Source organism: Streptomyces sp. NPDC052396, from assembly GCF_044593195.1.
Lineage (GTDB): Bacteria > Actinomycetota > Actinomycetes > Streptomycetales > Streptomycetaceae > Streptomyces.
On record NZ_JBIUAW010000027.1, the window covers coordinates 26,771 to 37,975 of the forward strand.

The 11,205-nt window shown below is 67.6% G+C and carries 8 protein-coding genes and 1 pseudogene; 4 read left to right on the forward strand and 5 right to left on the reverse strand.

The features are described 5' to 3' along the window. Window positions 1-26: 26 nt before the first annotated feature. A complete protein-coding gene (locus ACIHFE_RS33790) occupies window positions 27-1,553 on the reverse strand; it encodes a relaxase/mobilization nuclease domain-containing protein (protein WP_400112794.1) in 1,527 nt (508 codons plus the stop codon). After that, window positions 1,550-1,915 (reverse strand): hypothetical protein, encoded by a 366-nt coding sequence (locus ACIHFE_RS33795; protein WP_400112796.1) that lies wholly within the window; start codon window positions 1,913-1,915, stop codon window positions 1,550-1,552. Before ACIHFE_RS33795 ends, ACIHFE_RS33790 begins: the two co-directional genes overlap by 4 nt. Before the next feature lie 360 nt (window positions 1,916-2,275). Here ACIHFE_RS33795 and ACIHFE_RS33800 point away from each other — a divergent pair, with 360 nt between their 5' ends. Continuing rightward, on the forward strand, window positions 2,276-2,677 hold the full coding sequence (locus ACIHFE_RS33800) for a hypothetical protein (RefSeq protein WP_400112798.1): 402 nt from the start codon (window positions 2,276-2,278) through the stop codon (window positions 2,675-2,677). Window positions 2,678-3,132: 455 nt separating this feature from the next. On the opposite strand, the pseudogene ACIHFE_RS33805 reads toward ACIHFE_RS33800, so the two are convergent. Together ACIHFE_RS33805 and ACIHFE_RS33810 are read right to left on the reverse strand one after the other, a co-directional pair. Continuing rightward, window positions 3,133-3,950 (reverse strand): annotated as a pseudogene (locus ACIHFE_RS33805) (glycosyltransferase family 2 protein). Between the two features lie 772 nt (window positions 3,951-4,722). Beyond that, window positions 4,723-4,986, reverse strand: coding sequence for a hypothetical protein (locus ACIHFE_RS33810; protein ID WP_400112800.1), 264 nt, complete (start codon window positions 4,984-4,986; stop codon window positions 4,723-4,725). Between the two features lie 972 nt (window positions 4,987-5,958). Between ACIHFE_RS33810 and ACIHFE_RS33815 the strand changes: the two genes are divergently transcribed. Both ACIHFE_RS33815 and ACIHFE_RS33820 read left to right on the forward strand, forming a co-directional pair. Further along, the gene (locus ACIHFE_RS33815) at window positions 5,959-7,131 is read left to right on the forward strand and encodes a hypothetical protein (protein ID WP_400112801.1); all 1,173 of its coding nucleotides are present in this window, start codon (window positions 5,959-5,961) and stop codon (window positions 7,129-7,131) included. Between the two features lie 1,156 nt (window positions 7,132-8,287). After that, entirely contained in the window at window positions 8,288-8,851 is a 564-nt protein-coding gene (locus ACIHFE_RS33820) for a class I SAM-dependent methyltransferase (RefSeq protein ID WP_400112809.1), read from the forward strand. Window positions 8,852-9,098: 247 nt separating this feature from the next. On the opposite strand, the gene ACIHFE_RS33825 is transcribed toward ACIHFE_RS33820, so the two are convergent. Beyond that, a complete protein-coding gene (locus tag ACIHFE_RS33825; protein WP_400112804.1) occupies window positions 9,099-9,539 on the reverse strand; it encodes a hypothetical protein in 441 nt (146 codons plus the stop codon). 846 nt (window positions 9,540-10,385) lie between these two features. Between ACIHFE_RS33825 and ACIHFE_RS33830 the strand changes: the two genes are divergently transcribed. After that, on the forward strand, window positions 10,386-10,982 hold the full coding sequence (locus ACIHFE_RS33830) for a hypothetical protein (RefSeq protein WP_400112806.1): 597 nt from the start codon (window positions 10,386-10,388) through the stop codon (window positions 10,980-10,982). Window positions 10,983-11,205: the final 223 nt, after the last annotated feature.

Consider the following 11,205-nt stretch of genomic DNA (forward strand, 5'->3'; position numbering starts at 1 on the left):
TCCCCTCCCAAAATCGGTGTGTGGTCTTACCGGTCCAGGTCCTGCTCGTCGCGGCCGGCCGGCCGCTGCTGCGCGGGCCTCTCCAACTGCCCAAGCTCCAGCTGCTCCGCACCGACCGACTGCGGCAGACCGCCGCCGATCAAAGAGCGGTGGAGAGCCGTCAGATCGTTCTGGGCCAGCACTGCCAGACGCGCGGCCTGGGTAGCCTCTCCCCGGGCGACATGAGTGTCGTGGAGGATCCGCACGATGCGGAACATGCTGCGGATCAGCATCTCCTCACCCCGCGTACTACGGCCTATCGGCCGAGCCTGAATGGCGATCATCTGCACCCCGCGCAATGCGCTCGCCGCATTGTTGCTGCGGCGGGCTCGCGGCTGCCCGTGCCGACTCTGCGCGGACCGTGACAGCGCCTCGGCGGCTCGGGCAAGCGGTCCGGGGTGCCGGCCCTCCAGCCGGGTGGACAACGCCGCGTAAATACCGGCCGCTTCACGCGCGACGCCGGCCCACGTCTCCCACTCCTCGACGTCCACCTCGGCCAGCCGCGCGAGGACACCATTGATCTGCGCTTCCGCCTCCGTCCACGCCTCCGCGCGCAGCACACGAGCCTCCCGGCCACTCAGCTCCGGCGACTGGCCCGCCCACTCCTGCACCGCCGCGCGGCGGGCCTGCGCATCCAGGCTCCAGTGCGCGCGCAGCCGAGGAAGCGTCAAGTCCGGAGCCAGTTTGCCGCCGCCGAACCAGACGGGATCGGCTCCTTCTGCGGGGCGCAGGGCGACGGAGTAGCCGTCCACGGCCGCGTGTCCGCCGGAGGCGTACCGCGGCCGCGCAAGGACCCCCGACCGGCGGAGGCGGCGAACAAACTCAGCCTCGCTCGCGGACGCCACCGCAGCGGCCCGTACGACACGTGCAAGCCGCGTGCGAGGTGGCTCCGGCTGCCCGGTGCGCTTGGCGATCTCCTGCTCGGCTCTCGTGACCCCGGGCAGGCCGGCACCCGATCGTCCCTCGATCACCGTCAGCCCGTACTGTCGCTCCATCTCGGCCGCGAACTTCTGGATGCGCAGGCGGTCGTTCCAGATCGACGCCTTGGTGCCGTCCTCCCGGATGAGGTTCGCCGCGATGTGGATGTGGTCGTTGCCCTCGACCGACAAGCCGTGCCGGACCGCGAACCACCTGCACGGTGCCTTCCCGGACGACTCGGTGAAGCCCATTCTTTCCATGGCTGCACGCGTGATCTCGCCCCACTCCTCGCTCGTCAACAGCCGGTCGTCCCGATGGTTGGACAGCACCAGGTGGTAGATGTGCCCGCCGGGAAACTCCGTCCCGAACAACCGGTGCGGGCCGTCGAGATCGTGCCCCAGGTCGATGATGTCGCGCCGTTCGGTGAACCGGTGCCCGTCCTGCAGGCCGAACGTCACGTCCGCGGCCACGATGTGCGGGTCAGTGTGCTCGTTGTGCGTGCCCGGGCCGAACAGGTAGATGGCCAGACCGACGGGGTCACGGCCGCGGACTCGCCGGCCGTTCTTGTCCTTCTTCTCAATGCTCTTGGCGATCACTCGTAACCGCCCTCGGCCAGGTCCTCGGCCGTCGCCCCGGCAGACCGGTCCGGCGGTGGCGTCATCGTGGTCAGTAGATCGTCCAGCCGCGTCAGGACCCGGTTGGAGATGTGCACCGCGGCCGGAATCTCAGGAGGCAGCTCCCCCGTTGCGTTCCCTATTCGGGTGAGCTGATCGGCGTTGCCGAGGTACCTGGCCACCTGGCGGCGCAGTGCGATGAGTTCGCGGGTCAGTGCGTGCCGCTCACTGACTGACGTGGGGTCGCCGTGCAGGGCACTTTCGACCAGCAGCCGCGGAACGCTGAGACCGAGGCCGATGGCGCGCGCCTGTATCTTCACGAACTCCTCGTCGTCCATCTTCACGTCTGTCCGGTGACGCCGACCGCCCTTTGCCCGCGGTTGTCGGGCTGGACTTCGGCGTCGTGCTTTCTGCACGGCCTGGTCGTTGTTCTCGTCGACTGTCACGTATTGGATTCCCCTCCCAGTGAAGCGACCCCCGCCCACGGGGGACCACACGCAGTGTGCGCCGCTGGCCGCCCGCCGGGCCAGCACAAATCGATCAGCCCGGCTGAGGGAATATCTTGCTCCTCTGTAATAGCCGCAGACTCTCAACTCCCGTTCCTGGTAAGGCGGGACGAGCGCACCGGATGGCGGGTCCTCGGGCCGCTGCATGCGGTGGGATTGGGCATTCGCGCGACGGCGCGAGATCGCTAGTCTGCCGATATGACTGACATGACTGGCGTCGACGCCGCGGAGGCGGCGGCCCGCTCCCTGCTCGACACACGGCTGGCTCCGATCCGTGACCTCGCGGCGGCACGGGAGGCGCGCAATAACCTGCGGGACCAACTCGCCGCGGCGGAGAAGGAGTACGCCCGGGCCTACAACGCATCAACGGCGGTGGGCTGGACGACCGCCGAGCTCACCAAGCTCGACTACGACGAACCGGGCAAGCCCCCGAAGCGCACGTACAACCGCAGCACCTCAACCGGCTCCCAGCGCGGGAAGGGCAAGCGCAAGGACACCTCCGAGGCGACCGTCGCATCAGTCCCCGAGCAGCGGGAGATGAGTGCTGAGGAGACGGTCGAGAGCACCGCGCCCACCACAGCCGACGCTTCCTTGCAGTAGCGGCACGATAGCGCGTGGCCGACGCGTTCACCGCGTCGGCCACGCCCAACACTTGTCACGGTTCGCAAGTGCGCGACGGGCTTTCCTGTGGACGGCTTTGGCTGACTCCGTCGACATGATCCCCCGGGACAGGTGCCGCAGGCCGAGCGACCGGTGGGCAAGGGCGGCGGCCCGGACGGCGTCGGTGGCGATTTCCGGGTCAAGGCGGGCAGTGGGAGTCGGCCACCCCGTCACTTCGAAGCGAGGACCCGATCGGTGACTGGTTTCGAAGCATCCGGCGATCAGCTGGTCACCGCTGATGAGGTCACGGCCTGGGCAGCACCGACCGCCCTTCGCCAGGGGCAGAGCAGTCCAGTGAGGTCTCCATAGCCAGCCGTTATTTAGCCTCCGGACCCGAACCTGGGGCAACACGGTGCCCGCAGGCTTGGCACCGACTCGGGTGCCCTGTTCTACTGTCAGAAGACAGGTGCCCTGCCTGCGAGGGTCAGCCGGGCCACGGTGTTCCAGCTCATCGGTGAGCGAGGGCCGCAGTCTGTGCGTAACCCTTCCCGGAAGCCGGCCAGGGAGGCGCGAAGAGCTTTGATGTCGCGGAAGCGCCACCGGGTCAGGAAGGTCCAGACGGCGAGGTTGGCGGGGATCAGGATGCGAGGGAGGTTGCGGCGGGCGAGCCAGACGCGGTTTCGGGCGTTCACATGGCGTGCCGTTGGGGGTTGGTGGTGGGGTGGTGGACGATCACGTTGGGCATGTAGTAGCCGGTGTATCCGTGGTCCCAGCATCGCCAGGCGAGGTCAATGCCCTCGTGGAAGAGGAAGAAGTGCCCCGGCCAGCCGCTGACGCGCTCGAACGCTTCGCGGCGCATCAGCGTGATGCCCTCGGCCATGACGGTGACCGTGCTCGGCCGCGCGGCGTCAGTACGGAGCCGGGGCACCCAGCGGCGCAGGGTGATGCCGGTGTCCGGGTCGGTGATGCGTGGCTGCATGTAGGCCAGGTCCGGGTCCTGTTGCAGGCAGGCGGCGAGACGGATGGTGGTGTCCGGTGTCGGGAGGATGGCGTCGTTGTCGAAGGACAGCAGCAGGTCGCCCTGGACGTTGGCGGCACCGATGTTGCGGCCTCCGGGGATGCCCACGTTGTCCGGCAGCGCCACCTTACGGATGCCGGGCGGTACGAGTTGGGGCTCAACGCCGTTGCCCACCACGACGATGTCGAGGTTCACGCCTTCCTGGGCGAGGAGCGAGGCCATGGCCCGCCGGAACTCCTCTTCGCGGTCGTTCATGGTCAGAACGACGGCGCCGATCGTGGGGGTGGTGTGCTCACGCTCGCTTCCTCTCCGGGGCCCTGCGGCGGCACGGTACTCACTACCGGACCGATGATGGCGTCGACGATTCATTCCCGATTCGCTCGGACGCCGGTGGCCTGGTGCCAGCAACAACACCGACACGCGTGCGTGGCCTCCGCCTTCGCGCTGTCGTCTCTGCGCATCGCCGTTAATACGAGGCTCAGCAAGACGGGGCACAGGCCGCACGTTCAGTTCCTCTGTCGGGTGAACCAGCCCGCGAGGGCAGATCTCTGTGGCCCGGGCCCGGCAGTCGGCAGTCGGCAGTCGGCAGTCGGCACGGGCATAGGCCGGGTTGATCCCGCTTCCCTCTGGGGATCGTCTCGTTGAGCGGTGCCGGGATGCCCTGTCCGTTCTGGAAGTCCCGCCCTTCCATGGCCTTCGCCTTTTCAAAAGCCGAGTAGAGCTGCGGGTACTGGTCGGTGACCCGCATCTCGCGGAACAACAGCTGCCCCCTCGTAGCCGGGGCAGCGGGCGTTGAGAAGGGAGGCGAGCAGGCTGACGCGGGCGTTGTGCTGCACGCTCTGAAGGGAGTTGCCCAGTTCCAGGCGATGTCCGGCACAAGCAGCAGGGGACGGCTCAACGGTGCGGAGGCCGGCGCCGGGAACCTGTGGGGCGATTCTCGGTGGTCCATGCGAGGGTGTCGGGGTCCACCATCATCTGGTGATCTGGAAGACGCCGGCCGGCAGCGAGTTCCTTCGTTGAGGGGACGTCAGGATTCGACATCACTTTGATCACCCGCTGCAGACCGCGTCGGTGCCCGGCCGGACCGGGTGGCGGCTGGCGTCATGCGCAGCCGCTCAGCATGGCGGCGTACTCCTTCCTCAACACCGAACCGGTCGCCGTACACCGCGGAGTCGTAGGCATCGAGCCTGCCGACGACCAACGGTCTGGCGCCGGTAGCGCGGAGCTGCTGCACGATGCGGTTGCCGACCAGGACGAGGCCTCCCGTGACAGCGACGGTGGTGCCCAGCAAGTCGGGACGCGAGAACGGTCTAAGGGTGCACGTCGGTCTGGGTGGTGCTTTCGGACTTCACGAGCGTCTTCGTGATCAGAACTAATCCGTGGTGGGTGACCCGTGGTCGAGCAGGCTCACCGATGTGAGCGTGGGGGCGTGAGCGCGGTGGTGCTGTTCGGCGAACGAGATAACCCGGGCCGCCAAGGGCGGGGGTGGGGCCGAGAACCCTGGTCCAGGCAAGGGGAGGGCGCCTGCCCGGGTCGCATATCCGGACGCGTCGTGCAGCCCGGTGAGTGTCGGGGCGTCGGAGACACGGTCCTGCCGGGCGAGAAGGGTATGGGTCAACTCCGGGAGGTTGCGGAACGCAGGACGTAGTGGTCTGAGCGGAATCGGTGTCCTGCCCGTTACTGCGACCAGTGCCGTGGGGCGCGAACCATGGCGGGAACGCACACGTTCCGTGCGTGGCAGGGGGGTTGAGGCGCCGATTGGGTCCGGCAACCCATACTTGGGGCTATGGAGCGCAGCGGCAGGGCTGTCCCGCTGCGAGGTGTCCTCTCTCACGTAAGTGGGGGGAATGCACGGCTTCTGCGGTGCCGCGGATTGGTTGAGGCGGGGGTCGTCGTTTCGTCTCGACGATCTCGGGTCACGGCAGCACGAGCGTGGTGATGGGGTGCGGTCGCAGCGGATGTCGGAAACCGGCTTACCCGCCCGGTCAACCATTGCCCGGGACGCACGCTGTGCCGGGTGCGGTCCCATGCCTCGTCGCTCACCACAAGTCGCGTGCTTGCAGCCGGGATTGAGCCGGGGTGCTGTGTGCGGTGCGGGAGGTGTTCGGTGCGGCTCTCCGCTCGTGGATTGGGGACGAATGCATGCCCATCATGACAGGTCAGCGCCGTTTTTCGTAGGACGGAACGCACAGTTCGCGAGGCTTGTCCGGTCCGTTCCCCGCCTCTCAAAATCTCCTTCGTGCGTCATCCGGAGACAGGGGGAATGGTGACGATCGATCACGACGCGGTGCTTCGGGCCCGCGTGCTGCTGCTGGGGTCCGGCCGGCCGAGTCGGGCCGAACTGACCGTCGCGTACCGGGTTCTGGCCGAGGTGAGTCCGAAGGCGTACGTGCCGAAGTTGGTCGACGCCCTGCTCGCGCTGCGCCATGAGAGCCGGGATCCGAAGGTGGACGTCGCGCTGGCTGCCGAGGCCACCCGGGCGGCTCGCAGGATAGAGGTCGGGGCGCCGAACCGGGCGGAGCGGTTGCGCCGGGCCCTGGATGCCTACCAGGCTTCCTTGTTCGCCCTCGGGCGCAGGGTGGAAGGACGCGCGATCTGTGAGGAGCTGGCCGAGGCCGGCCGAAGCGAGCCCCTGGCGCGCGTTCTGACCGAGGAGGGGCGCTTCAAGGAGGCCGCGGAGCTCGACGAAGAGGCCGCCCGGAACGGAATCCCGGAGCACTCCTTCTGGAAAATGGTGCGGTGGGCGGCGAACCTGGAGGGCGCCGGGCTGCACGACGCCGCATCGGCCGTCTTCCGCGAGCTCCTTGAGGAGACCCGGCGCAAGGCAGCCGAACAGCGCACCGCTCTGGCGATACTCACCTGGGAGTTGGTTCACTTCTCCCGGATGCGGGAGACCGCCGGGGACGGGGCGAGTGCTGCGGCCGCCCGGCGAGAGGCCCTGAGTGTCCTGGAGGAACTCGCCACCACGGGCGAGCCGAAGAACTGGAGTTGCATCCTCGGGTGGTGGAGGACGCTCTTCGTCCTGTCGGGGCGGGCAGCCGAACCCGCCGCAAGCCCCGAGTCCCCGATGCCGCCGTTCGGCACGGAACTCGGATGGTCGCGCGACGTGCGGGAGGGTTTTCTCGGCATGCTGCCGGGCCTCGAAGCGGAGGCGGCGAGACTGCGCGAGGCCGACCGGCTGCCCGAGCTGGTCGACGTCCAACGCAGGATCAGCATCCGCGCGGCCGTCCGCGAAGGCGACCGCCCCTACCTGTTCGAGGAGCGGTTCACGCCATACTTCGACGAGGGCGTGACGCTCGCCCGCCGCCTGCCCGACAACCCCGCACGCCTCGCCCGCGCCCTCACCGACCGGTCGATGTTCCTCGTCGCGGCACGATCCTTCGAACCCGCGCATGCCGACTTCGCCGAAGCGGTCGCCCTGCTCCACAATCGCTGATCGCGCCGCCCGGTCGCCGCGTCCCCGTGCTGGGCACGAGTACCGGGGCCAGGCCGTCGCAGTGCCACCGGCGCCGGACCCCGGGCTGAAGCAGCCGATTCCAGCCCTGTTGAGGGCTGCGATCGGCTGTTTGACCTCCGAGTCCGTGTGCCCGGAGAAGACTGAGACGTCGGCCCAGTTGCCTTGAGACGATTGAGACTGCCCCAACTTGTGAGGCAGGACACGAGGTCGCCCACTGAGTCGCCGCAGCGGCCATGGCCCAAGACCGCTGGCGGGTCCTGGATGCCACGCAGGCAGGGCACGGGGACTGAAGTGCAGTATTTTTCTGTCGGACCCGCCGTGGGCGGACACTGCGGCGCGCTCGGGTCTGTGTGCTGTGCGCGTCATCTTCCCGCGCCGGGGGGCGGTGCGCCGGCCGGGTTGCCGAACCCGCGTTGAAGGAGGGGGTAGCGGTGATCTATCCAAGCCGGATGTATCTCGTGCGAACACGGGAGCTCTCGGTCCATGGCCTGGGTGTGCCTATGGGCACGTTCCGCAACAGGAGGCCGTGTGCGGAGCCGGGCTTCCCTGCGCCGATCAGTTTCACTGGTGCTCGCGTGCTGGTGTGCGATGGGGAGCAGACCGCCGCCCGTTGCGCTGGCGAGCCGATCCCGGGGCTGCCGGCCATGGACGGCATGGGCGTTCTCTTGGACCGGCAGGAAGCCGCCGCGGAGGTGGGGGTGACGCCTCGGTCGTGGGACGGTTACAAGACGTCCGCTCGCCTGTTGGAGTATGTGGTCGACGTCCGGGGGGTGGAGCATTGGCCACGCAGCGCGGTGCGCGCCTTCTGTGACGACCGGCCTGGCGGGGCGACGGGTCGACCGACGGGGAGAGTGAATGCGGTTCCTCGCGGTGAACGTCGCCCCCGGGTGGCTGCGCTCCTTGACGCGACGCCAGCGGTCACGATTACCGAAGTCCGCGAAGCGCTTGGGATCGCGCCGGCCACGGCACAACGGGTGTTGGCTCGGCTTCGGGCCGAGCGGATTGGGGCGCTCATGGCGATGTCGCCGGCATTGTCCTTCGGTGAGGCTGCGGACCGGCTCGGGTACCCGGCTGCCGTGCGGCGGGCCGCGCTGGGCGTTGTGGCTGCCGCTGGCACAAGGTCAGGGGCGTGATCATGCGCACGGTCGTCGCTGTGGAGGAGTGGAACGCACACTATGCCGCGGGCCACGATTTCAGGCCCGTGACCAGCGAAGAGAAGACGGCGTTTGGCCTGAACGTCGGTTCGGGCGAGGGTCGTTCGGCTCTGGATATCGGCTGCGGTACGGGTGGATTCGCGTCCTTCCTGCGCGATCAGGGTTATTCGGTGACGGGTGTGGATTACGCAAGGGAGGCCATTTCCATGGCCACCGCGCGCCACGGGTCGGCCGCCTGTCTCTCCTTCCGCCATTGGAACGCCGAATCCGGATCGTGGCCGGAACTCCCGTCGTACGATTTGATTTCCTGTCGACTAAGCTATGCGTTCATCCAGAAAAAAGCGGAGTTCCTGGAGCGCGTGAAATCCCGTCTTTCGCCCCGCGGGATTTTCTACGTAATGACCCCTCACACCGATAAACTTCCCCTTTCCCGTAGCGGAATCGGGGTTTCGCTGGAAGAAGTAGAAGAATTGTGCCGGGGGTGGAGTTGCGTCAAGGATTGGGTTTTGGACGCACAGAACGTTTGTTATGCACTGACCCTCTGAAATCTTCGGGGGACAGCAAGGTCGTGCCGCGGGGGACCGGGTACCGGTGCCAGGCCGGCCGTGGGTCGCTGTGTCCTGCGTCGCTCCACCGGTGGTGGGCCGTCCGTCACTCCACATCGGCAGGCGTCCCGAGCCCTGCTCCGTGAGAGCCGCAACGCTCGGGACGCCGCCCGGCTGCACACCCGCTTCCCGGCCGTCACTCTTGGGTGACGGCCGGGAGGGCTCATGGTGCGTTACCAGGTCCGGCTCAGTGGCCGTCCTCCCCCGGTCGGCACGGGGTGCACTTCATCGCGTCCTTCTCCCACAGCGACCAGTCGACGGCGAAGCCGTTCGCTTCGATGATCTCGGCCGTCTTGAAGACGGAGCCGTCACCCTTGCGCTCCACCTCCGGGATGTGGTCGAGGAAGCCGCCGTTCATGTGCTCCGCGCAGAACTCGCGGTAGTTCTTCGTGTCCAGAATGAAGACGTGAACGCCGTGGTCCACCAGCTCACCCGGACCCATGCCGAGACTGCGCCCGCGCATTTCCATGGCCGTGATCAGGTAGGCAACCGCCTGCCCGAAGATGCGCTCCGCCATGACGAGATCGAACGGGAAGTCACGCATGAGGAGCGCGATTTCCTTGTTCCAGACTTCCGGCCGGACGAAGGTCTTCGGGTCACGCGTTGCGACCTGAATTTCGGTTCCCATCTCCGGGGATCCTTTCTGTTGGTGTTTTCTCGTGGTGTTCGGGGCTCTCCGGCTTCCCGGTTGGGGAATTCATCTGCAAGCCCCTTTCATGGGGCCGGGGGGATTCGCCTGGGGCGTCCGGGGTGAGCGGTCCCTTCCCGGCACGAGCCGACCGCCAGGCGTCGGAAGAGGGGCCGCAAGGCGCTTTCCCTTGCGGCCCCTCCGACGCCTGGCAGGCTCAAGTGCCGGGAAGGGCCGCGGCCCTGGCGCTGCTCTTGCTTCCCCGGCCAGTGGTGGGGCTGGATGATGTGCTTGTTCCGGAAGCGCGTCGACCGACCTGGTGGCGATTCCTCGGTGTGGATTGCGCGGCCGCGGCGGGCTGGTGAAGGGCCTGCAGCGGCGTGGTCGCGCCCGCCTGGGTCGGCTGCCTCTTGTTGGAGTCCGATGCCGAGCGGTGTCGGCGAGTGGTCGCCGATCCTCGTGCCCGGCCTGTGGCAATGCGCCGCGTACGTGTGGGAGAGGATCGCGGCTCCGCCGTCAGCCGCATGCCCGAGGAAGTTGCCGCCCTCGCCGGGGTTTTTGGCGCGCCAGGCCGCCGTCTGCTGTTCCGACGGCACTTGGCTGCTGAACTGGGCGTGATCTCCGAGGGGGTCCTGCAGCAGTGGTTCGTCGTCCGCCCGGCCACGATGAGTGAAAAGTTCCAGCCTCCAGATCGCACTCCTGGGTGTCCCGCACCCAGGCGTCGTCGGAGGCTTGACCGTGGTCCGCTTTCCCGGCCCCATGGTGTACGTCGTCCTGGCGGGCCTCCGGGGCAAGTCCTACATCGAGGGCAGCTAAGGCGTGCGCGTTTTCGCGGGGGGTCTTCGAATGGATCGTCGCTGCCGCACTCCCGGTGGGCGGCTGATTGGCGCTGATCAAGCGCATCGAAGGAGGCATACCAATGCGAACGGACTGGTGGTGGAGCTGTATGCGCATGCTTTCTCCGCCGGCGCCTGGGGCGAGTCCTCCGCAAGCGCCGGTGAAGTCGACGGTGTTGAGGTCACCGATCTTCCTGGCGGCATCGTTGTAGGAGACTCCAGGACACTCATTTCCAGCGTTCGCGACAAGGGACCTGCCCGCTACTGGGCGGTGGATGCCGGGGACCGGGCCGGGGACTGCGCCCGGCGTCGGTGGCCGTGTCTGCTCGCGATGATTACGCGGCTTCGGGATTTCGTGGCTGAGAAGCTTTTTCGAGGGCAGGTCACCGGAACAGGTCGCTGGCCATCTGGTCAAGGTTCACGCCACCTGGTCGGGATGTGGGTGAGCCACGCGACGATCTACAAGTCGTTGTTCATCCAGGATGCGGGGTGCTGGCGAGGAGCTCCAGAAGCGCCTGAGGTCCGGTCGGCCGACACGCTGCAACGTTCACAAACGGTTTACGGGGCAGTGGCGTTCGCAGATCAAGGAAGCGGTCTCGATCAGTGAGCGGCCTGCTGAGGCGGACGATCGCACGGTCCCCAACAATTTTTTTGGGGGCCTGCTTCTGGGCCGTGGGTTGATCTAGATCGTCACAGTCGTTGAACGCTCCGTCCGTTTCGCCCCCTCGTTCAGCTCTAGACGAGTCTTTCCGAACGCGTTCAGTGGTCGTAGGCGGTCAGTGAGCGGCTGACCGCCTGGCCGGTGCGGAAGTTGTGCCAGATCGCGGCGG